Source organism: Cumulibacter manganitolerans, from assembly GCF_009602465.1.
In the GTDB taxonomy this organism is placed as follows: domain Bacteria; phylum Actinomycetota; class Actinomycetes; order Mycobacteriales; family Antricoccaceae; genus Cumulibacter; species Cumulibacter manganitolerans.
This window is the reverse complement of the sequence record NZ_WBKP01000025.1, coordinates 17,098-38,081: the sequence shown is the minus strand read 5'-3', so window position 1 is coordinate 38,081 and position 20,984 is coordinate 17,098. Positions and strand designations below refer to the sequence as shown.

18 protein-coding genes and 1 tRNA gene are annotated in these 20,984 nt (G+C 71.8%); 5 read left to right on the top strand and 14 right to left on the bottom strand.

Annotated features, from left to right (window positions below; translation table 11 throughout):
• Window positions 1-3 precede the first annotated feature (3 nt).
• The 6 genes from ligA to F8A92_RS10615 are packed head-to-tail and all read right to left on the bottom strand — an operon-like array spanning window position 4 to window position 7,541.
• A complete protein-coding gene (ligA, locus tag F8A92_RS10640) occupies window positions 4-2,076 on the bottom strand; it encodes an NAD-dependent DNA ligase LigA (RefSeq protein ID WP_228389364.1) in 2,073 nt (690 codons plus the stop codon).
• Between the two features lies 1 nt (window position 2,077).
• Window positions 2,078-2,983, bottom strand: a complete 906-nt coding sequence (locus F8A92_RS10635) for a nuclear transport factor 2 family protein (RefSeq protein ID WP_153505134.1) — start codon at window positions 2,981-2,983, stop codon at window positions 2,078-2,080.
• Window positions 2,976-3,974, bottom strand: a complete 999-nt coding sequence (locus F8A92_RS10630; RefSeq protein WP_153505133.1) for a uroporphyrinogen decarboxylase/cobalamine-independent methonine synthase family protein — start codon at window positions 3,972-3,974, stop codon at window positions 2,976-2,978. Before F8A92_RS10630 ends, F8A92_RS10635 begins: the two co-directional genes overlap by 8 nt.
• 19 nt (window positions 3,975-3,993) lie before the next feature.
• The gene (gene mnmA, locus F8A92_RS10625) at window positions 3,994-5,079 is read right to left on the bottom strand and encodes a tRNA 2-thiouridine(34) synthase MnmA (RefSeq protein ID WP_228389363.1); all 1,086 of its coding nucleotides are present in this window, start codon (window positions 5,077-5,079) and stop codon (window positions 3,994-3,996) included.
• A gap of 12 nt (window positions 5,080-5,091) precedes the next feature.
• Window positions 5,092-6,276 carry a cysteine desulfurase family protein gene (locus tag F8A92_RS10620; RefSeq protein ID WP_153505132.1) on the bottom strand — a complete coding sequence of 395 codons (1,185 nt, stop codon included), beginning with the start codon at window positions 6,274-6,276 and terminating at the stop codon, window positions 5,092-5,094.
• Window positions 6,273-7,541 carry an alpha/beta fold hydrolase gene (locus F8A92_RS10615; protein ID WP_153505131.1) on the bottom strand — a complete coding sequence of 423 codons (1,269 nt, stop codon included), beginning with the start codon at window positions 7,539-7,541 and terminating at the stop codon, window positions 6,273-6,275. The genes F8A92_RS10620 and F8A92_RS10615 overlap by 4 nt, the downstream gene beginning before the upstream one ends.
• A gap of 123 nt (window positions 7,542-7,664) precedes the next feature.
• On the opposite strand from F8A92_RS10615, the gene F8A92_RS10610 reads away from it, so the two are divergent.
• Window positions 7,665-8,201, top strand: coding sequence for a GtrA family protein (locus tag F8A92_RS10610; protein WP_194291448.1), 537 nt, complete (start codon window positions 7,665-7,667; stop codon window positions 8,199-8,201).
• 57 nt (window positions 8,202-8,258) lie between these two features.
• Here F8A92_RS10610 and polA read toward each other — a convergent pair whose 3' ends face one another.
• A complete protein-coding gene (gene polA, locus F8A92_RS10605) occupies window positions 8,259-10,952 on the bottom strand; it encodes a DNA polymerase I (RefSeq protein ID WP_153505129.1) in 2,694 nt (897 codons plus the stop codon).
• Between the two features lie 23 nt (window positions 10,953-10,975).
• Between polA and F8A92_RS10600 the strand changes: the two genes are divergently transcribed.
• Entirely contained in the window at window positions 10,976-11,437 is a 462-nt protein-coding gene (locus F8A92_RS10600; RefSeq protein ID WP_153505128.1) for a hotdog fold thioesterase, read from the top strand.
• A gap of 11 nt (window positions 11,438-11,448) precedes the next feature.
• Here the strand turns inward: F8A92_RS10600 and F8A92_RS10595 are convergent, their stop codons facing one another.
• The 7 genes from F8A92_RS10595 to F8A92_RS10565 all read right to left on the bottom strand — a co-directional run bounded on the left by F8A92_RS10595 (window position 11,449) and on the right by F8A92_RS10565 (window position 18,172).
• A complete protein-coding gene (locus tag F8A92_RS10595; protein WP_153505127.1) occupies window positions 11,449-12,012 on the bottom strand; it encodes a GNAT family N-acetyltransferase in 564 nt (187 codons plus the stop codon).
• A gap of 143 nt (window positions 12,013-12,155) precedes the next feature.
• Window positions 12,156-12,869: an ABC transporter ATP-binding protein gene (locus F8A92_RS10590; protein ID WP_153505126.1), complete on the bottom strand. Its 714-nt coding sequence runs from the start codon at window positions 12,867-12,869 to the stop codon at window positions 12,156-12,158.
• A 5-nt stretch (window positions 12,870-12,874) separates the two neighbouring features.
• Complete coding sequence (locus F8A92_RS10585) at window positions 12,875-13,789, bottom strand: ABC transporter ATP-binding protein (protein ID WP_153505125.1); 915 nt, start codon at window positions 13,787-13,789, stop codon at window positions 12,875-12,877.
• Window positions 13,786-15,087: a branched-chain amino acid ABC transporter permease gene (locus F8A92_RS10580; RefSeq protein ID WP_153505124.1), complete on the bottom strand. Its 1,302-nt coding sequence runs from the start codon at window positions 15,085-15,087 to the stop codon at window positions 13,786-13,788. Before F8A92_RS10580 ends, F8A92_RS10585 begins: the two co-directional genes overlap by 4 nt.
• Complete coding sequence (locus F8A92_RS10575; protein WP_153505123.1) at window positions 15,084-16,097, bottom strand: branched-chain amino acid ABC transporter permease; 1,014 nt, start codon at window positions 16,095-16,097, stop codon at window positions 15,084-15,086. Before F8A92_RS10575 ends, F8A92_RS10580 begins: the two co-directional genes overlap by 4 nt.
• A gap of 97 nt (window positions 16,098-16,194) precedes the next feature.
• Complete coding sequence (locus tag F8A92_RS10570; RefSeq protein ID WP_153505122.1) at window positions 16,195-17,403, bottom strand: branched-chain amino acid ABC transporter substrate-binding protein; 1,209 nt, start codon at window positions 17,401-17,403, stop codon at window positions 16,195-16,197.
• Window positions 17,404-17,572: 169 nt separating this feature from the next.
• Entirely contained in the window at window positions 17,573-18,172 is a 600-nt protein-coding gene (locus tag F8A92_RS10565) for an ANTAR domain-containing response regulator (protein WP_153505148.1), read from the bottom strand.
• A 104-nt stretch (window positions 18,173-18,276) separates the two neighbouring features.
• Between F8A92_RS10565 and F8A92_RS10560 the strand changes: the two genes are divergently transcribed.
• The 3 genes from F8A92_RS10560 to F8A92_RS10550 all read left to right on the top strand — a co-directional run bounded on the left by F8A92_RS10560 (window position 18,277) and on the right by F8A92_RS10550 (window position 20,973).
• Window positions 18,277-18,349 (top strand) — tRNA-Leu (locus F8A92_RS10560).
• Between the two features lie 26 nt (window positions 18,350-18,375).
• Window positions 18,376-19,500, top strand: coding sequence for an LCP family protein (locus F8A92_RS10555; RefSeq protein ID WP_228389362.1), 1,125 nt, complete (start codon window positions 18,376-18,378; stop codon window positions 19,498-19,500).
• Between the two features lie 21 nt (window positions 19,501-19,521).
• Window positions 19,522-20,973, top strand: a complete 1,452-nt coding sequence (locus F8A92_RS10550) for a pyridoxal phosphate-dependent decarboxylase family protein (protein ID WP_228389361.1) — start codon at window positions 19,522-19,524, stop codon at window positions 20,971-20,973.
• Window positions 20,974-20,984 lie beyond the last annotated feature (11 nt).

Genomic DNA, 20,984 nt, shown 5'->3' with positions numbered 1-20,984 from the left:
GCGTTAGCTCGGCGGCCCGTCGTCGAGGAGCCGGCGGAAGCCGTCCTCGTCGAGGATCGGGACGCCGAGCTCCTCGGCCTTCTTGGCCTTGCTGCCCGGCGAGTCGCCGACGACGACGTACGCCGTCTTCTTGCTCACCGAGCTCGCCGACTTGCCGCCGCGGCTGGTGATCGCCTCGGCCGCCTCGTCGCGCGTGAAGCCCGACAGGGTGCCGGTGACGACGATCGACAGGTCGCGCAGCGTCTGCTCCTGCGCCGGCGGCGCCGACGCGTCGTCGGCCATCCGCACGCCGGCGTCCGCCCAGCGCTGCACGATCGCGCGGTGCCAGTCGACCTCCCACCAGGCCTTGACGGACTCGGCGATGATCGCGCCGACGCCCTCCACCTCGGCGAGCTGCTCGACCGGCGCCTCGAAGATCGCCGGCAGCTCGCGGAAGTGCCCGGCGAGCGCCTGGGCCGCCGTGGGCCCGACGTGCCGGATCGACAGGGACACCAGCACCCGCCAGAGGGGGCGTTGCTTGGCGTCGTCCAGCGACGCCAGCAGCATCGTTCCGGCCGCGTTGGGGGTGCCGTCCTTCTTGCGGAAGAACGGGATGCCGGAGAGCGCCTCGGCATCGAGGTCGAAGAAGTCGCCCTCGTCGGTGAACGCCGGTGAGTCGACCAGCGCGACCGCCGCCTTCCACCCGAGGCCGTCGATGTCCAGGCCGCCCCGCGAACCGAGGTAGGCCAGCCGCTCGCGCAGCTGCGCGGGACAGGTCCGCGCGTTGGGGCACCGGATGTCGGCGTCCCCCTCGCGCATCTCGCGCAGCTGCGTGCCGCACTCGGGGCAGTGCGTCGGCATCACGAACTCGCGCTCGGTGCCGTCGCGCAGCGCGACCACCGGGCCGAGGATCTCCGGGATCACGTCGCCGGCCTTGCGCAGGACCACGGTGTCGCCGATCAGCACGCCCTTGCGCTTGACCTCGTGCGCGTTGTGCAGGGTGGCCATCTCGACGGTCGAGCCGGCGACCTTCACCGGCGTCATCACGCCGTACGGCGTGACCCGCCCGGTGCGTCCGACGTTGACCCGGATGTCCTCGAGCGTCGTGTTGACCTCCTCGGGCGGGTACTTGTAGGCGATCGCCCAGCGCGGCGCCCGGCTGGTCGAGCCCAGCTCGCGCTGCATGCCCAGATCGTCGACCTTGACCACCACGCCGTCGATCTCGTGCTCGACGTCGTGCCGGTGCTCGCCGTAGTGCTCGATGTACTCCTGCACGCCCGCGAGGTCGTCGACCACCCGGTAGCGCGGCGACGTCGGCAGCCCGAGGCTCGCGAGCAGCTCGTACGCCTCGCTCTGCGAGCGCCAGGTGACGCCGCGCGCCTCGCCGATGCCGTGCACGATGAGCATCAGCCCGCGCTTCGCGGTCTCGCGGGCGTCCTTCTGCCGCAGCGACCCCGCGGCGGTGTTGCGCGGGTTGGCGTACGGCGCCTTGCCGGCCGCTACGAGCTGCTCGTTGAGCGCGGTGAAGTCGGCGACCGGAAAGTAGACCTCGCCGCGCACCTCCAGCAGCTCCGGCACGTCGTCACCGGTCAGCCGGTCGGGGATGTTCTTCACCGCGCGCGCGTTGCTGGTGATGTCCTCGCCCACGCGGCCGTCGCCGCGGGTTGCGCCGCGCACCAGCCGGCCGTTCTCGTAGACCAGGTCGATGGCCAGCCCGTCGATCTTCAGCTCGCACAGGTAGCGGGCGCCGTCGCCGACGGTCTTCTCGACCCGGGCGGCCCAGGCCTGCACCTCGCCCTCGCTGAAGGCGTTGTCGAGGGAGTACATGCGCTGCAGGTGCTCGACGGCGGCGAACGTCGACGTCGCCGAGCCGCCGACCCGCTGCGTGGGCGAGGCGTCGGTGATCAGGTCGGGGTACGTCGCCTCGAGGTCCTGCAGCTCGCGGAACAGCCGGTCGTACTCCGCGTCGCTGACGGTCGGCGCGTCGAGCTCGTAGTAGCGGCGCTGGTGCTCGGCGATCTCCGCGCTCAGCTGCGCGTGCCGCTCGGCCGCGTCGCGGGGATCCGGTGCTGCCTCGGTCGTCGTCTGGGTCGCCACGTCAGCCATTCTGCCGGTCGGCACCGACACCCGGATGCAGGTTGCTGGCCTCGTGCCCGAGCGTGCTGTAGCCGCGGTCGGCGTACGGGAAGCCGCCCAGCTCGGTGCTGCGCTCGAGCTGCCTGTGGTACGAGCGGATCTCCGCGATCAGGCCGTCGCGGAAGAGGTACCACTCGGTGCCGCGGGTGACGATCCGCTCGTCGCCTCCGGCGGGCGCCCAGTACATCGACCACTCGATGACCGCCTCGTCACCGCGCTCGATGATCGACTCGACCACCCACCGGGCGTCGATCAGGCGCGCCACCTTGCGCCAGTAGCGGGCGAGATGCTCGCGACCGCGCACCGGCGCCGAGCCGACGTTGGGCCGCACGAAGTAGTGCACGACGTCGTCGGTGAAGAACCGCGCGAGCGCCTCGGCGTCGGCCGCGGTGCACGCGTCGTAGTACGCGATGATCCCCGGCAGCCGCTCGCTGTCGGCACCGGCGCGCGGCGTCGACGCGGCGCCGGCTGCGGCGTCCGGGATGCCCTGCGCGTACGGATAGCCGTCGAGCTCCGTGCCGGCGATGCCCGTCTGCGCGTAGCTGCGGAACTCGTCGATCCGCGCGCCGTCCAGCTCGACCCATTCGCAGCCGCGCTGCGCGCCGTGCTCGGCCTCGTCGGTGGTCATCGACCATTCGACGCAGGCCGTGCCGCCCGCGACGAGCAGATGATCGACGCTCCACCGGGCGCCGAGCGCGCGGGCCGCGCCGGCGATCGACTCGATGAGCGGCGCCGCCCCGACGACGGGCTCGTCGCCGGGGTCGGGCGCGATCAGGAAGTGCCGGACGTCGGGGTGCAGCACCTCGGCGAGGACGCTCTCGTCGGCGTCGCCCGCGGCGGCATAGAACCGCTCGATCGACTCACGCATGATCGGTCTCCGGGTTGTCGGTCAGCTGGCGGTGGACGGCGCGCACGGCGCGGGTCGCGGCCAGCGCCTCGGCGGCGGTGCGGGACGCGAGCCCGCAGGCGGTCGTGATGCCGATCTCGTCGGCGATCCGCGCCGCCGGGACGCCGATCGCCGAGGCGATCTCCCGCACCCGCGCGGCACCGCGATCGACGTCGTCCCGGCGGACGGCGCGCGTGGAGGGCACCACCCCCGCGACCAGAGCGAGTCCTTCGTCGACGGCGGCGCCGAGGTCGTCGTACGCGGCCTCGGTCAGAAGGGCGACGTCCACCAGGACCGCCTCGGCCCCGGACTGCCGCAGCAGCCCGAACGGCACCCGCGCGGCACACGAGTGCACCAGGACCGGCACGCCGACCGCCTCGATCACCCGCTGCAGGCCCAGGCCCGCCTCGTGGGCGCCGACCGCCTCCAGCCGGCCGAAGCCGCTGGCGGTCGGGATCGACCCGGCGAGCACGCCGGGCAGCGACGGCTCGTCGAGCTGCAGCACCGGCTGCGCGCCCGGTACCCGGCGCCGCAGGTCGTCGAGGACCTGCACGGCTCCCTCGGCCAGCGACTCCTGCAGGTCGCGGACGGCGCCGGCGTCGGTGAGGAACCGGTGCCCGTTGGCCAGCTCGAGCGACGCCGCCAGCGTCCACGGGCCGGCGAGCTGCACCTTCAGCGGACCGGCGTAGCCCTCGGCGGTGGTCTGCACGGCGTCGAGGTCCCATGCCCAGAAGTCGTCGGCTCGCCGCGCGTCCACCCCGGGGCGCCGCGTGACCCGCCACGCCGACGGCGTGATCTCGACGTGGACGTCGACGAGCCGCGCCGCGGTCCGCCCGATCTGGTCGGCTCCGGGGCCCCGCGCGGGTGTCTCGGCGAGGTACGGCAGGTCCAGGCCCTCCCCGAAGGCGACCCGCATGGCCTCCTCGGCCCCCGCGCCGGGCAGCGAGCCGACGCCCGTCGTGCCGATCCGCATCACCACCGGTCCGCGGCGCTCATGCGGCGGCCGATGCGATGGTCGCCGAGCCGACGACGTCGTCACCGTCGTACAGCACGATCGCCTGGCCCGCGGCGATCCCGCGAGCCGGCGTGTGCAGGCCGACCAGCAGGCGCCCGGTCGCGTCGACCTCGGCGGTCGCCTCGGCGAGGCCGCCGTGCGCCCGCATCTGCACGGTGCCCCGCCACGGGAACGCCGGCGCGCGGCCGCCGGTCCACACCGGACGCTCGGCGACCACGGTCGTCACCTCGAGCTGCTCGGCGGTGCCGACGGTGATCCGGTTGGCCACCGGCTCGATGCTGAGCACGTATCGCGGCTTGCCGTCGTTCACCGGGTTGGCCAGCCGCAGGCCCTTGCGCTGCCCGACCGTGTAGGCGTAGGCACCGTCGTGCGAGCCGACGACGCTGCCGCTGTCGCCGTCGACGATCTCCCCCGGACGGCTGCCGAGCTGCTCGCGCAGGAAGCCCATCGTGTCGCCGTTGGCGATGAAGCAGATGTCGTGCGAGTCGGGCTTCTCGGCGACCGCGAGCCCCCGCTGCGCCGCCTCCCGGCGCACCTGCTCCTTGGTGGTGTCGCCGAGCGGGAACATCGCGTAGCGCAGCTGCTCGCGGGTGAGCACGGCGAGCACGTACGACTGGTCCTTCGCCTCGTCGACGCTGCGCGCGAGCCGGGGAACGCCGTCCGCATCGACGTCGAGCCGGGCGTGGTGCCCGGTCACGACGGCGTCGAAGCCGAGCGCCCGGGCGCGGTCGAGCACCGCGGCGAACTTGATCTTCTCGTTGCAGCGCAGGCACGGGTTGGGAGTGCGCCCGGCGGCGTACTCGGCGACGAAGTCGTCGATGACGTCCTCGCGGAACTGCTCAGCCAGATCCCAGACGTAGAAGGGAATGCCCAGCACGTCGGCGGCGCGCCGGGCGTCGCGGGCGTCCTCGATCGTGCAGCACCCGCGAGCGCCGGCGCGGACCGCCTCGGGCGCGCGCGACAGGGCGAGGTGGACGCCGGTCACGTCGTGGCCGGCGTCGACGGCGCGGGCGGCGGCGACCGCGGAGTCGACGCCTCCGGACATCGCAGCGAGGATCTTCACAGTCGCAGGAGTCTACCCTCGCGGGTCGCGGTAGCCGGTCGCGCGCCGCGCCTGCTCGACGACCCGCGGCAGCACCGCGAGAAGCCGGTCGACGTCCGCGTCGGTCGTCGTCCGGCCCATCGAGATCCGGATGCTCTGCCGCGCGCGGCGGTCGTCGCCCAGCATCGCCAGCAGCACCCGGCTCGGCTCGCTGACACCGGCGCTGCACGCCGCGCCGGTGGACACGGCGATCTGCTCGGCGTCCAGCAGCATCAGCACGGCGTCGGCGTCCGCGCCGGGGATGTGCAGGTTCAGCGTGCCGGGCAGCGTCGGCTCGCTCGCCGAGGCGTGCCCGTTGACCTGCAGCCCCTCGATGCGCAGGGCGCTCGCGGTGAGCCGGTCGCGCAACGCGCCGAGGCGCGCCGCCTCGGCGACCCGCTCCTCCTCCGCGGCGGTGAGCGCGACCGCCAGGCCGACGGCACCGGCCACATTCAGGGTGCCGGAGCGCAGCCGGCGCTCCTGGCCGCCGCCGTGCGAGGTCGGCCGGGGCGTGAAGGCCCGGCCGGCGACCAGCGCGCCGATCCCCTGCGGGCCGCCGAGCTTGTGCGCCGACAGCGCCAGGCTGGTGATGCGCAGGGCGGCGAAGTCGATCGGCACCCGGCCGACCGCCTGCACGGCGTCGACGTGGAACGGGACGCCGGCGTCCGCGCAGATCCGCGCCATGGCCGGGATGTCGGAGAGGGTGCCGACCTCGTTGTTCGCCCACATCGCGGACGCGATCGCGAGCGACGGGTCGGTGACGATCTCGGCGAGGTCGTCGACGCGGGCGGCGCCGTGCTCGTCGACCTCGATCCACCGCAGCGTCGCGCCGGCGTCCTCGACGAGCGCCTGGGCGGCGTCGAGGACCGCCGGATGCTCGACCGGCGTGACCGCCAGCGTCGACCGCGCGGGGTCGGTGGCGCGCCGCCAGCGGTAGCCGCCGACGACCGCGAGGTTGTCGGCCTCCGTCGCGCCGCTGGTGAAGACGACCTCGATGGGATGCGCGCCGATCGCCTCGGCGACCTGCTCGCGGGCCTGCTCGATCTCGCGCCGCGCGCGCCGGCCGGCGGCGTGCAGCGACGACGCGTTCCCGGTCTCGCGCAGCACCCGCGTCATCTCGTCGATCACCCGCGCGCGGACGACGGTCGTGGCCGCGTGGTCGAGGTACACCTCGCTCATGCCATGCCCCTCGTCATCCGGTCCAGTCGCTCGAAGACGGCGGCGTCGGCCCGCAGCCCGTCGTGCTCGTACTGGTTGGTTATCCAGGCGCGCACCCCGGGCGTGCGCCGGGCGACCGCGAGCGAGGCGTCCGCGTCGACGTACATGTCGTCGAAGTACACCGCGGCGGCCACCGGCACCTCGTTGTGGGCCAGCCGCGCGGGGTCGTACAGCGCCGGCCAGTCCTCCCGCGCGTGCAGCCGGTCGGCGACCTCGGCGTACGGCGCGAGCCCGGGCACGTCGGTGAACCGCCAGCGCTCCATCATCTCGCCGGTGAACAACGGATGCGCCGCGGCCGCCGACAGCGCCTTGATCTCGGCGCGCGTGCGGGTCGCCGCCCACCGGCTCGCTCCCGGGCCGTCGCAGTAGATCGCCTCCTGCAGCAGCGCGTACAGCGGTGCGGCCGCGCCGCCGGTGCGCTCGGCGACGGCGCCGAGGAACGCCGCACCGGCCTCGCCGTCCGCGACCGCCTGCTCGAGCAGGTAGTGCACCGCGGCGAAGCCGTCGCTCTTGCCGAAGTCGATGCCGAGCGCCAGCAGCCGCTCGACGGTGAGCCGGCCGCCGTCCGGCAGCTCGACGCCGCGCGGCAGCAGGCCGATCAGCGCGTCGAGGCGTGCGCGGTCGTCGGGGAAGGCGCGGAAGAAGTTGCCGTTCTTGGCGATGACCCGCATCCAGGTGCGGCGGTACACGTCCTCGGGGCGCAACCCGATCGGCGGGATGCCTCCGGTGACGAGGCACCGCTCGAGGCCCTCCGGCGCGAACGAGAGGTAGCTGAACGTGCAGAAGCCGCCGTAGCTCTGGCCCAGCGTGCTCCAGCGCTGCCCGTCGGCGACCTGCGCGCGGAGCAGCTCGGCGTCCCGGACGATCGCGTCGGCGCGCAGCGCGGCCACGTAGTCGGCGGCGCCGTCCGCGCCGCGACGGCGTACGAGCGAGGGGCCGACCGGCGTCGAGCGCCCGGTACCGCGCTGGTCGAGCAGCAGCACCCGGTAGCGCTGCAGCGCCGCGTCCAGCCAGCCGCCGCGAGCCGTGGGGCGCGGGGCGGCGCCTCCCGGGCCGCCCTGCAGGAACAGCAGCCACGGCAGACCGGCCGGGTCGTCGTGCTCGGCGCCGACGACCTCGCGGGCGTAGACCTCGATCGTCTCGCCGCCGGGCTCGTCGTGGCGCAGCGGAGCGACGACGCTGTGGTCCCGGGCCTTGATCCCGGGAACGAGAAGTGAGTAGGTCACGGGTCAGGTGCTCCTCGGGTCGCGCGGCGCATTCGCGGGCCTTTCGCATGGTAGTGGAACGTCCGGTGAACATTCGGCCGCGCGGCCAGCGCGCTCTCAGCATCCGCGGGCAGGATGAGTGACGTGCCGACCGATTTCGATGCAGTGACCAGGAGCCGCTACCCGCAGCTGCGGCTGGGCGCGCGTGCCCGCGAGATCACCGCGTTCGGCGTCATCGGCGCCCTGAACCTGGTGTTGAACATCGCGCTGTTCACCCTGCTGGGCGCCGTGACGCCGATGAGTCCCGGCTGGGCCTCGTTCACCTCGGCGGCCGCGACGACGGTCCTGTCGTTCACGCTGAACCGCCGGTACGCCTTCGGCGCGAGCAACCAGCCGGGAGCCCGCGCGTTCGTGCTGTTCGTGCTCGTCAACCTCGCCGGCATCGGCATCGAGGGCGGCCTGGTCGCGGGGGCGGCCGGCGTCTTCGACATCCGCAACGCGCTGCCGCTGGACGCGGTGAAGACGGCGGCCATCGGGCTGGGCACGGTGTTCCGGTACGTCGCCTACCGCTACCTGGTGTTCCCCGCACCGGACCGGCAGCCGTCGACGCCGGTGCTCGCGACCCAGCGCCTCCTCTCGCGGTGGCTTGCACCCCGCTATCGGCAGGACAGCGGGGCATAACCCACCGCGAGCGCGAGTAGCGGGGCGGAACCCACCGCCGGAGCGTGACCCGGCGCGCTAGTGGGCGGCGTCCTCCCAGTTGGGGCCGACCCCGACCGAGACGTCGAGCGGGACGTCGAGGGTCGCCGCCCCCGCCATCTGCTCGCGGACGAGTTCCTCGACCTGGTCGGCCTCACCGGCCGCGATCTCCAGCACGAGCTCGTCGTGCACCTGCAGCAGCACCCGCGAACGCACCCCGGCGGCGCGCAGCGCACGCTCCACACCCAGCATCGCCACCTTGATGATGTCGGCCGCCGAGCCCTGGATCGGCGCGTTCAACGCCATCCGCTCGGCCATCTCGCGGCGCTGCCGGTTGTCGCTGGTCAGGTCGGGCAGGTAGCGGCGACGTCCCATGATCGTCTCGGTGTAGCCGACCACGCGGGCCTCCTCGACGACCTCGCGCAGGTAGTCGCGGACGCCGCCGAAGCGCTGGAAATAGGCGTCCATCTGCTCGCGGGCCTCGGCCGGGGTGATGCGCAGCTGCTGCGAGAGGCCGTACGCCGAGAGCCCGTAGGCCAGGCCGTAGGACATCGCCTTGATGCGGCGGCGCATCTCGGGGTCGACCTCGTCGGTGCCGATGTTGAACGCGCGGGCGGCGACGAAGGTGTGCAGGTCCTCCCCCGACATGAACGCCTCGATCAGCCCGGCGTCCCCGGATAGGTGCGCCATGATGCGCATCTCGATCTGGCTGTAGTCGGCGGTCATCAGCGACTCGTACCCGGTGCCCGGCACGAACCCGCGGCGGATCTGCCGGCCCTCGGCGCTGCGCACCGGCACGTTCTGCAGGTTGGGATCGGTCGAGCTGAGCCGGCCGGTCGCCGCGATCATCTGCTGGAACGTCGTGTGCACGCGGTTCTGGTCGTCGACCAGCGGGATCAGGCCGTCGACGACGCTCTTGAGCCGGGTGATGTCGCGGTGGCGCATCAGGAACGCCAGGAACGGGTGCTCGGTCTGCTCGAGCAGCCCCTTGAGCGAGTCGGCGTCCGTCGTGTAGCCGCTCTTGATCTTCTTCGTCTTCGGCAGCCCCAGCTCGTCGAACAGCACGACCTGCAGCTGCTTGGGCGAGCCGAGGTTGATCTCGTGGCCGATCACGCCGTACGCCTCGGAGGCGACGGCGGCGACCTCGTCGCCGAACTGCCGCGACAGGTCGCCGAGGTGGTCGACGTCGAGGGCGATGCCGCGGATCTCCATGTCGGCCAGCAGCTGCGCGAGCGGCAGCTCGAGGTCGCGCAGCAGGGCCCCGGCGCCGCGCTGCTCGACCTCCGGCGCGAGCGCCTCGGCGAGCGCGGCGGTGCCGACCGCGCGCGAGATCTGCTCCGCGGCGATCTGCTCGTCGGCCTCCGCCTCGCCGCCGTCGAGGGTGAGCTGCGCGGCGCCGGTGGAGGCCTCGGCTTGCAGCTCGCGGTGCAGGTAGGCGGTGGTCAGCGCGCCGAGCTCGAAGGTGCGCCGGCCGGGATTGACCAGGTAGGCGGCGAGCGCGGTGTCGTCGACCAGCCCGCGGATGCTCCAGCCGCGTGCCGCCACGGCGAGCAGCGGGCCCTTGACGTCGTGCAGCACCTTCGGATGCTCGGCGTCGGCGAGCCAGCCGGCCAGCGCGGCGTCGTCGGCGGGGTCGATCAGGTCGCTGGTGATGTCGGCGTACGCCGCCGTCCCGCCCGCGGCGAGCGCCATCCCGGTGAGCTCGCCGGTGCCGCGGCCCCAGGTGCCGCGGAACGACACGGCGGTCGGGGTGCCGGTGGAGGTGTGCTCGGCGAGCCACGCGCCGAGCGCGCCGGGCGCGATCGTGATGACCTCGACGTCGATCGCCTCGGCGGTGACCGGTTCGTCGGCGGCCAGCACGGCGTTGAGCCGGTCGCGGATCTGGCCGCGGAACTGCAGCTCGTCGAAGGTGCGGTTCAGCGCCGCGGCGTCCATGCCGGACAGCAGCGCCTGCTCGGGGCGCAGCTCGAGCTCGAGGTCGTCGAGCAGCCGGTTGAGGTGGAAGTTGCGCTGCACCGACGGCAGGTGGTCGCGCAGCGACTGGCCGGCCTTGCCCTTGATCTCGCCGAGGTGCTCGACGATCTCCTCGACCCCGCCGTACGTCGTGATCCACTTGGCGGCCGTCTTCGGGCCGACGCCGGGGACGCCGGGCAGGTTGTCGGAGTCCTCGCCGACGAGCGCCGCGAGGTGCCGGTAGCGCGCGGACGGTACGCCGTACCGCTCCTGGACGGCGGCCTCGTCCATGCGGGACAGCACGGAGACGCCCTGCTTCGGGTACAGCACCGTGGTGCCCTCGCCGATGAGCTGGAAGGAGTCGCGGTCGCCGGAGCAGATCAGCACCTCCATGCCGTCGGACCGCGCCTGGCGGGTCAGGGTGGCGATGATGTCGTCGGCCTCGTAGCCCTCCTTCACCAGCCACGGGATGCCCATGGCGTCGAGCACGTCCTGGATCAGCGAGATCTGCCCCTTGAACTCGTCGGGCGACTTCGACCGGTTGGCCTTGTACTCCCCGTACGTCTCGGTGCGGAAGGACACCCGCGAGAGGTCGAAGGCGACCGCGACGTGGGTGGGCTCCTCGTCGCGCAGCAGGTTGATCAGCATCGAGGTGAAGCCGTACACCGCGTTCGTGGACTGCCCGGTCGTCGTCTGGAAGTTCTCCGCCGGCAGCGCGTAGAACGCGCGGTAGGCCAGGGAATGTCCGTCGAGCAGGAGAAGTCGCTTCGTGTCACTCACGGCAACGAGTCTAGGGTTGCCCTATGACAACCGAAGCACCCGAAGCCGATTACGTCCCGCACCCGCCGCCGGACGGCTTCCGTGACCGCCCGCGCCCCGACGGACTGCTGGATGAGAAGCTCGGCATCGAGTATCTCGACTGGAACCCGGCCCGCACGGTCGCGACCATGCCGGTCGCCGGCAACTACCAGCCCTACGGCCTGCTGCACGGCGGCGCCTCGGCGGCCCTCGCCGAGAGCATCGGCTCGACCTGCGCGGTGCTGAACTCCGCTCCGGGGATGATCTGCGTCGGGACCCAGGTGCTGGCCAACCACCACCGCGCGGTGCGCTCGGGCGTCGTCACCGGCGTCGCGGTCCCGGTGCACTCGGGCCGCTCCCTGAAGACGATCAAGATCGAGATCACCGACGAGCAGGGCAACCTGGTGTGCTCGGCGCAGCTCACCGCGATGGCGATGCCGCAGGCGCCCGGCGCGCAGAAGCAGTAGGTCGCAGCGGCTCAGAACCGGTTGATGATCCGCCGGCGCGCCGCCTCGCGCGCCGCGATGGGCTGGCTGAGGCCGAGGGTGCGGCGCAGCGTCGCGACGGTGGCGATGCGGCGCTGCGCGAGCGGGACGAAGCCGGACTTGGCGAAGTAGCGGTTGACGTCGCGGGCCTCGCTGGAGACGTCCACGGTCACCTGCTCGGCGGAGATCTCCTCGGCGAAGCGGGTGACCTCGGCGAGCAGCTCGCGGCCGACGCCGCGGTGGCGGCGCTCGTCGGGGACGACGAGGTAGTGCACGTGGATCGTCGGCCGTCCGATCAGCGAGCCGAACAGGTCCTCGGAGGTGACCGCGAAACCGACGATCTCGTCGCTCGCCGGGTCGACGGCCAGCAGCGTGCGGAACTCGGGGCTGGCGAGGACGGCGGCGACGTCCGGCCGGCACTGCCCCGAGTGGTCGATCATCAGCTTGGAGCCGGACGTCGGTCGCCCGTCGGTGCCGAGCGCCAGCATCGCCATCGCGCCCACCGCCTCGGCGTCCTCGACGGAGGCATCGCGGAGGATGACGCTGCACTTGGACATGGACGCCCCGGCTCGACGTGCGGATGGGTCGGGCTCAACCTAGCACCGGCGGACCGGCAGGTGGGTCGGGTGACTCAGAATTCTCGTCGGGACCGCGGGCCGAGGCGCGCCACGGCACGGCAGCGCGCGGCGATCGCGAGCCGCTACGCCACGCCGAGGTAGGCCTCCATCACGGCGGGGTCGCGCAGCAGATCGGCGCCCGCGCCGGTCTTGGTGACCGTGCCGGTCTCCAGGATGTACGCCCGATGCGAGCGCGAGAGCGCGCCCTGGGCGTTCTGCTCGACCAGCAGCACGGTGGTGCCCTCCTGGTTGATCGTCGTGATGATCTCCAGGATCTGCGCGATGATCTTCGGGGCCAGGCCGAGCGAGGGCTCGTCGAGCAGCAGCAGCCGCGGGCGCGACATCAGCGCCCGTCCGATCGCGAGCATCTGCTGCTCGCCGCCCGACATCAGGCCGCCCTTCTGCGACTTGCGCTCCCCCAGCCGCGGGAACAGCTCGAAGACGTGCTCGAGCATCTCGGCGTACTCCTGCTTGGAGTCGAACTTGCGGGCGTAGGTGCCCATGTCCAGGTTCTCCAGCACCGTCATCCCCGGGAAGATCCCGCGGCCCTCGGGAGCCTGGCAGATGCCGGCCTGCACGCGGTGATGCGGCGCCATCGTGGTGATGTCCTTGCCCTCGAAGACGATCCGGCCGCGAGTCAGCGGCCGGACGCCGGAGACGGCACGCATGGTGGTGCTCTTGCCGGCGCCGTTGGCACCGATCAGCGAGACGATCTCCCCCTCGGCGACGGACAGGCTGATGCCGTGCAGCGCCTCGATGGCGCCGTAGTTGACGACGACGTCCTCCAGCTCGAGCATGCGATCTACTCCTCGTCCTCGTCCTCGTCGGCGTTGTCGGTGACGCCGAGGTACGCCGCGATGACCGCGGGGTCCTTGCGGATCACGTCGGGGGTGCCCTCCGCGATCTTGCGGCCGAACTCGAGCACGACGATCCGGTCGGTCACGCCCATCACGAGGCGCATGTCGTGCTCGATCAGCAGCACCGTGTAGCCCTGGTTGCGGATCTCCTGGATCAGCCCCATCAGCTGCACCTTCTCCGCCGGGTTGAATCCCGCGGCGGGCTCGTCCAGGCACAGCAGCTTGGGCTCGGTGGCCAGCGCCCGCGCGATCTCCAGGCGCCGCTGGTAGCCGTACGGCAGCGAGCGGGCCGGCTCGTGGGCGCGGTCGGCGATGCCGACGAACTCCAGCAGCTCCATGCCGCGGTCGTAGGCGATCCGCTCCTCGCGGCGATGCCGCGGCGAGCGGAACACCGCGCCGACGACGGAGGTGCGGTGGCGCGCGTCGATGCCGACCGCGACGTTCTCCAGCGCGGTCATCGACGCGAACAGCCGGATGTTCTGGAACGTGCGCGCGATGCCCATCCGGGTGATCTGGTTGCGCTTCATCCGGCGGATGGCCGTCCCGTCGAAGACCACCTTGCCGGACGTCGGGGTGTAGACCCCGGTCATCGCGTTGAAGCAGGTCGTCTTCCCGGCGCCGTTCGGCCCGATCAGGCCGAGGATCTCACCGCGCTTGATGTCGAAGCTGACCGAGTCCATCGCCTTCAGCCCGCCGAACTGCATCGTGACGTCCTGCAGGCTCACGAGGGTCTCGCCGACGGCCGCGTTGACCTCGCGCTCGAGGCCGACGTCGAGCTCGCTCTGGTCGACCTGCGTGAAGGTGTCGACGGGGTGGTCGGCGTCCGGCCCGGGGGCGGCGGACCCGAGGGGCGTGCTCATCGCGGCTCCCTTTCGTTCGTGGCCGGCGGCAGGTCGTCGCCGGCCCGCCCGTCGAGGTCGCCGGGGCTGCGCGCCCCGATGCCCCGGCCGTCGTCCTCGGTCTTGTGCAGCGGCGAGCTGCCCGGCTCGACGTGCGCCGAGGCACCCTCGTCGTCCGCGTCCGGCTCGGTGTGCCCGGTGATGACCGGGTCGGTGACCGGCGGCACGTCGGGTCCGGCGCCCATCAGCCGATGCCTCGCCGGCAGCAGGCCCTGCGGGCGGAAGAGCATCAGCGCGATCAGCACCACGCCGAAGATGAGGTACTTGTACTCGGCGATCTCGGCGAACCGGGCCGGGATGTAGGCGACCAGGAACGCGCCGATCAGCACGCCGAACTTGTTGCCCTGGCCGCCGAGGACGACGGCGACGAGGAAGAAGATCGACGACACGACGTCGAACTTCTGGTTGTTCACGAACTGCACCTGCCCCGCCATGAACGCTCCCGACAGGCCGCCGATGCCGGCGCCGATCGCGAACGCCCAGACCTTGTACTTGAACGTGGACACGCCCATGATCTCGGCGGCGTCCTCGTCCTCGCGCAGCGAGATCCAGGCCCGCCCGACGCGGGACTTCTCGAGGTTGTTCGTCGCCCAGATGACCAGGCCGACCATCACCAGCAGCGCCCAGTACCACCAGACGCCGTAGTTGAACACACCCTTGTTGACATTGCCGGCCGAGAAGACGCCGTTGGGCAGCGTCTCGGAGCTGAGCAGGTTCGGGTAGGCGATCTGCTTGAAGCCGCCGTTGCCCTTCAGCCACGGGATGTTGTCCGCGGCCAGCCGCACGAGCTCACCGAAGCCGAGGGTCACGATGGCCAGGTAGTCGCCGCGGACGCGGAGCGTGGGTATGCCGAGGATCAGGCCGCTGATCGCGGTCAGCACGATCGCGATCGGGATCGCGGCCAGCCACGGGATGTGGACGGTGTCCACCCAGTCGCTGCCCTTGCTGGTGAACAGCGCGACGACGTACGCGCCGATGGCGTAGAAGCCGATGTACCCGAGGTCGAGCAGCCCGGCGAGGCCCACGACGACGTTCAGCCCGAGCGCGATCAGCGCCATCCGCGCGCATTCGGCCATCACCAGCGCGAAGTCGTTCGGGCCGCCGGACAGCCCCGGCGGCCGCATCACCGGCAGGAAGACGAGGAAGACGATGCCCACCACGGTGAGCGCGATCTTGGCCGGCTTGGCGAGGTCGTCCCACCAGCGCACGACCGGGTTGGGGTGCGTGCTGCGGACCCGCGCAGCGTCTGTCGCGCTCATACCCGTGCCTTTCCGAGCGACTCACCGAGTATGCCGGTCGGGCGGAACATCAGCACCAGGATCAGCAGCACGAACGCGATCGCGTGCCGCCACTGGGCGCCGAAGACGACCTGCCCCCAGTTCTCGGCAATACCGAGCGCCAGGCCGCCGAGCAGCGCGCCGCGCAGGTTGCCGATGCCGCCGAGCACGGCGGCCGCGAAGGCCTTCAGGCCGAGGATGAAGCCCGCGTTGTAGACCATCGTCTGCGGGACGTAGACGCTGTACAGCAGGGCCGCGGCGCCGGCGAGGACGCCGCCGAAGAAGAACGTCGTCATGATCACCCGCTCGGGGTTGACGCCCATGAGGGTGGCCGTGGTCGAGTCCTGGGAGACCGCGCGGATGCCCCGGCCGAGCTTGGTGCGGTTGACGAAGTAGTCGGCGACGATCATCAGCACCACGGACGCGCCGATGATCACCATCTGCAGGTTGGTCACCTCGGCTCCGCCGAGGTCGAACTGGGTCTTGGCCTCCACGAGCCGGATGGTCCGCTCGGGGATCGCCCCGCGCCAGACGAAGAAGATCTGCTGGATGACGAACGAGGCGCCGATCGCGGTGATCAGGAAGACCAGCGGCGGGGCGCCCTTCTTGCGCAGTGGGCGGTAGGCGATGCGCTCGACGGCGACGGCGGTCGCGCCGGAGGCGAGCATCGAGATCAGCATCGCGACGAGCAGGTAGCCCACGGTCAGGCCGATGCCCTCGTCGTAGGCGTCACCGCTGGGGGTGAAGCCGAGTGCCTGGAGCACGAAGTACTGGGCGAACAGGCCGACCAGGAACACCTCGGAGTGCGCGAAGTTGATCAGCCGCAGGACGCCGTACACCAGGGTGTAGCCGATCGCGACGAGCGCGTAGATCGCGCCGACCGTCAACCCGCTGACGGTGTACTCCATGAAGTTGTTGAACAAGCCCTGGATGTTGAACGTTATCCAGGAGTCTGCGGCAAGCAACGTCGCCGACGACGCGAGTAGCACCATGAGCTCCAGTGGGTGGGCGGGACTGCGGTGAGGACGCGTCCGGGGCGTGGCCGCGAGGGCCACGCCCCGGAACGCGTCGGCTGCTGGACGACGGGGCCTACTTGACCTCGTAGATCCAGATGTTGTTCTCCTCGAGCTCGCCGTTGGCGTCCCACTTGTAGTGGCGCGCCAGCCCGTCACCGTCGTACTTGCGCACGTAGTCGACCATCGCCTTGCGGTCGGTGACCCCGGAGTCGATCGCCTTCAGCATGATCGTGGTCAGGTCGTAGCCCTCCGTGGAGTACACGCCCGGCGCCGCACCGCCGGAGACCTTCTTGTAGTCGGCCGCGAAGGCATCGGGGGCCGGGCCGCACGGGCACGACAGGATCGCGCCCTTGGACGCCGAGCCGGCGCCGTCGACGAACGCCGGGTCGTTGACGCCGTCGCCGGAGACGAAGGTGGCGTCCACGCCGCCCTCCTTCAACTGCTGAGCGAGCGGCGCGGCCTCGGCGTAGTAGCCGGCGTACACGACGACGTCGGGCTTGTCCTCCTTGACCTTGGTGACGATCGCGGAGAACTCCTTGTCCTTGGTCTTGGTGTCGGCCTCGCACTTGACGAGGTCGCCCAGGCCGGTCTTCAGCTCGGCCGCGAAGCCCTTGCCGTAGTCGGAGTCGTCCTTGATCAGGCAGACGTTCTTGGCCTTCATCTCGTTCTTGACGTAGGCCGCGAGCGCCGGCCCCTGGACCGCGTCATTGGCCAGGCCGCGGAAGAAGGTCTTCCAGCCGTTCTGCGACAGCGTCGGGTTGGTCGCGGAGGCGGTGACCGCCGCCAGGCCGGCCTCGTTGAACTGCGAGTCGACGGCGTTGGACTCACCGGAGAACGCCGGGCCGAGCAGGCCGATGACCTGGGCGTCGCCGATGATGGACGGCGCGACCTGGGTCGCCTTCTCCGGCGTGCCCTCGGTGTCGAACTCCTTGACCGAGACCTGGCAGTCCTTGTTGGCGTCGTTGTGCTTCTTGATCGCCACCTCCATGCCGTACCGGATGTTCTTGCCGAGCGCGGCGTTGTCCCCGGTCAGGGCTCCGGCGAAGCCGAGCGAGATGTTGCTGCACTTGGCCTTGCCGTCACCGGCGGGATCGGCGGCGTTGCCGCCGGCCTTCTTGTCCACCGGCTTGCCCTGCTTGTCGACCTGCTCCAACGGCTTGATCGACAGCGCGCCGGTGCCGCCCGACTTCTCCGACTTGGTCTCCTTGCTGCCGCATCCCGTCACTGCCAGAGCGACGATTGCGCCCAGAGCGACGACACCGCGAACCGTATGACGCGCCACGCGTACCTCCTGATCAGGTAGCGATCCCAGGCGTGCGCACCTCTCGTGCACAGCTCCCCGAAAACGCCTAGGCGACCAAGTTAGCCGAGACGTATTGCCAATCCGCGAAGTGGCATGCGGGCGTTATGCAACAGCAATAATGTGACCCAGACCGCCCTGTGGCGTGCGCTCAGCGCCCCGACGAGTGGTCCAGGATGGCCTCGGCGACGACCTTCATCGTCGTCCGGCGCTCCATCGCGCTGCGCTGGATCCAGCGGAACGCGGCCGGCTCGCTGAGCTTGTGCGCCGTCATCAGGAAGCTCTTGGCGCGCTCGATGATCTTGCGCGTCTCGATCCGGTCGTTCAGGTCGCCGATCTCCGCCTCCAGGGCGCGCATCTCGGCGAACCGCGCGTAGGCCGTCTCGATCGCCGGCGCCAGGTCGGCCTGGGCGAACGGCTTGGTCAGGTAGGTCATCACGCCGGCCTTGAGCGCGCGGTCGACGAGGTCGCGCTGGCTGAACGCAGAGAGCACCACGATCGGCGCGATGCGCTGCTCGCCGATGACCTCCGCCGCGGTCAGCCCGTCGAGGCGCGGCATCTTCACGTCGAGGATGATCAGGTCGGGCCGCAACGACTCGGCGAGCTCGATCGCCTCCTGGCCGTCGCGGGCCATGCCGCACACGTCGTAGCCCTCCTCGCGCAGCATCTCGCTGAGGTCGAGCCGGATCAGCGCCTCGTCCTCGGCGATCAGGACTCGTAGGCGAGCGGGGCTACCCTCGCTGGGCTCCATCGGCACCGGTGGCAATCCTCGTTCTGCGGCTCGGCGGACGTACTCGTCCAGGGACGTTCGCTACTCTAGTCTGCGGCACCCGGCGCCACAGCCGGGCGCGACCAGGCCCCGTAGCCCAACGGCAGAGGCACGGTGCTCAAACCACCGCAAGTGTCGGTTCGAATCCGACCGGGGCTACCGACGACCCGCAGCGAGGCGAGGCCATGCCGTATCCGGACGACGATCCCGAGCGCACCCGCGAGCTGCCGGCGTACCTCGACCCGCGCGGGATGGAGCACGGCGCGCGGTACGGTGCGCCGCCGGACGCTCCGGGCCAGCACGGCGCGCCGTACGGTGCGCCGCTCGGTCGCAGCACGGGGCCGGCACCGCGACCGGCTCGCCGGCGCCGCGGTCGGCGGGTTCTCGCGTGGCTGCTCGCGGCGCTGCTGCTGGCCTTGGTCGGCTTCGCCGCGTACCTCGATCTGTCGATGACCCGCCAGGACGTGCTCGCCGACTACTCCGGGCGTCCGGCCGGCACGCCGGGCACGACCTGGCTGATGGTGGGCTCGGACTCGCGCGCCGACCTCACCGACCAGCAGAAGACCGAGCTGGCCACCGGCGACGCCAACGGCAAGCGGACCGACACGATCATGCTGCTGCACGTCCCCGACTCGAACGCCGCGCCGACCCTGATCAGCCTGCCGCGGGACACCCTCGTCGACATCCCGGGGCACGGCCAGCAGAAGCTCAACGCCGCCTTCGCCTACGGCGGCGGGCCGCTGCTCGCGCGGACGGTCGAGGGGCTGACGGGCATGCGCATCGACCGGTACGCCGAGATCGGCTTCGGCGGGTTCGCCGGCGTCGTCGACTCGATCGGCGGGGTCGACATGTGCATCGACGAGCCGATGAAGGACCCGAAGGCCGGCCTGGACCTGCAGGCCGGCTGCCAGACGCTGAACGGCGCGCAGGCCCTCGGGTACGTGCGTACGCGCGCCAGCGCGAACGCCGACCTCGACCGGATCGAACGGCAGCGCACGTTCCTGTCCGCGCTGCTGGCCAAGGCCTCCAGCCCCGGCACGCTGGCCAACCCGCTCAGGTCGATCCCCTTGGCGCTGAAGGCGACCGGCACGTTGACCGTCGACGACGGCTGCCACCTCTGGCACCTGGCCGGCATGGGGACGGCGATGGGGTCGAAGGACCTCGTGACGACCACCGTCCCGATCGCGAGTACCCCGACGATCGGCGGTGTCGGCTCGGTGGTGAAGTGGGACGCGAAGAAGGCCACCGCGCTGTTCGACGCGTTGCGCGCGGACCAGGCCGTGCCGAGCGAGCTGCTCACCGGCAAGTAGCCCTCGGCTACCGTCGGGGGTATGCCTGAGGACGTTCCCCCGCTCCCGCACCTGACCCCCGAGGAGTTCCGCCGGCACGGCCATGCCGTCATCGACTGGATCGCGGACTACTGGACGACGGTCGGCGAACGGCCGGTGCTCTCGCAGGCCGCGCCGGGCTCGATCGCGCGCGCTCTGCCGCCGTCCGCACCCGAGGTCGGAGAGCCGTTCACCGCGTTGCTGGCCGACCTCGACCGCGTCGTCCTGCCGGGCATCACGCACTGGCAGCATCCGCGGTTCTTCGGCTACTTCCCGGCGAACTCCTCTCCGGCGGCGGTGCTCGGCGACCTCGTCTCGAGCGGCATCGGCGCCCAGGGCATGCTGTGGTCGACGTCGCCGGCGCTGACCGAGATCGAGCAGGTCGTCACCGACTGGCTCGCCGACGCGATGGGGCTCGGGGACTGGTCGCGCAGCACCGGCCCCGGCGGCGGCGTCATCCAGGACACCGCCTCGACGGCGACGATGACCGCGCTGCTGGCGGCGCTGCACCGCGCCACCGGCGGTACCGCCCGCGACACCGGCCTGCAGGACGGCCGGCGGTACGCCGTGTACGCCTCGACCGAGGCGCACTCGTCGCTGCTGAAGGCGGCGATGATGACCGGTGTCGGCTACGCGAACGTGCGGCAGATCGCCGTCGATCCCGGCACCCAGGCGATGCGCCCGGAGGAGCTGCGCGCCGCCGTCGAGGCGGACGTCGCTGCCGGGGTGGTGCCGGTGATGGTCGTCTCGGCGGTCGGCACGACAGCGACGTGCGCCGTCGACCCGACCCGCGCGATCGGCGAGATCGCCGCGCAGCACGGCATCTGGCTGCACGTGGACGCCGCCTTTGCCGGGGTCGCGGCCATCTGCCCCGAGCACCGCGACCTGCTCGACGGGGTCGACGAGTACGCCGACTCGCTGGTCACCAACCCGCACAAGTGGCTGCTGACCACCTTCGACTGCTCCGTGTTCTGGGTGCGCGACCGCGCCGCGCTGACCGGCGCCCTCAGCATCGTGCCGGAGTACCTGCGCAACACCGCCTCCGACAGCGGCGCCGTCGTGGACTACCGCGACTGGCACCCGCAGCTGGGGCGTCGCTTCCGGGCGATGAAGCTGTGGGCGGTGCTGCGCACGTACGGGCTGGACGGCGTGCGGGCACACCTGCGCTCCGGGATCGCGATGGCCCGGCGGCTCGAGGAGCTCGTCACCGCCGATCCCCGCTTCGAGCTGGCGCTGCCCCGCTCCCTGTCGCTGGTCTGCTTCGCGCTGCGCGACGGCGACCGGACGGCGGGGCTGATGGAGGCGGTCAACGCCTCGGGCATCGCCTACCTCACCCACACCAGGCTGGGCGGACGCTTCGTGATCCGGGCCAGCATCGGCGGCGTGTGGACGACGCCGGAGGACATCGAGCTGACCTGGCGGGCCCTGCAGCGGGCGGCCGACGGCCTGGCCTAGGCGACGTCTCG

Coding starts and splice junctions, on each gene's coding strand:
- F8A92_RS10635 (WP_153505134.1), bottom strand. CDS start 2,983: ATGCGTGAGTCGATCGAGCGGTTCTATGCCGCCGCGGGCGACGCCGAC.
- F8A92_RS10630 (WP_153505133.1), bottom strand. CDS start 3,974: ATGCGGATCGGCACGACGGGCGTCGGCTCGCTGCCCGGCGCGGGGGCC.
- F8A92_RS10620 (WP_153505132.1), bottom strand. CDS start 6,276: ATGAGCGAGGTGTACCTCGACCACGCGGCCACGACCGTCGTCCGCGCG.
- F8A92_RS10600 (WP_153505128.1), top strand. CDS start 10,976: ATGACAACCGAAGCACCCGAAGCCGATTACGTCCCGCACCCGCCGCCG.
- F8A92_RS10595 (WP_153505127.1), bottom strand. CDS start 12,012: ATGTCCAAGTGCAGCGTCATCCTCCGCGATGCCTCCGTCGAGGACGCC.
- F8A92_RS10590 (WP_153505126.1), bottom strand. CDS start 12,869: ATGCTCGAGCTGGAGGACGTCGTCGTCAACTACGGCGCCATCGAGGCG.
- F8A92_RS10585 (WP_153505125.1), bottom strand. CDS start 13,789: ATGAGCACGCCCCTCGGGTCCGCCGCCCCCGGGCCGGACGCCGACCAC.
- F8A92_RS10580 (WP_153505124.1), bottom strand. CDS start 15,087: ATGAGCGCGACAGACGCTGCGCGGGTCCGCAGCACGCACCCCAACCCG.
- F8A92_RS10575 (WP_153505123.1), bottom strand. CDS start 16,097: ATGGTGCTACTCGCGTCGTCGGCGACGTTGCTTGCCGCAGACTCCTGG.
- F8A92_RS10565 (WP_153505148.1), bottom strand. CDS start 18,172: ATGGAGCCCAGCGAGGGTAGCCCCGCTCGCCTACGAGTCCTGATCGCC.
- F8A92_RS10555 (WP_228389362.1), top strand. CDS start 18,376: ATGCCGTATCCGGACGACGATCCCGAGCGCACCCGCGAGCTGCCGGCG.
- F8A92_RS10550 (WP_228389361.1), top strand. CDS start 19,522: ATGCCTGAGGACGTTCCCCCGCTCCCGCACCTGACCCCCGAGGAGTTC.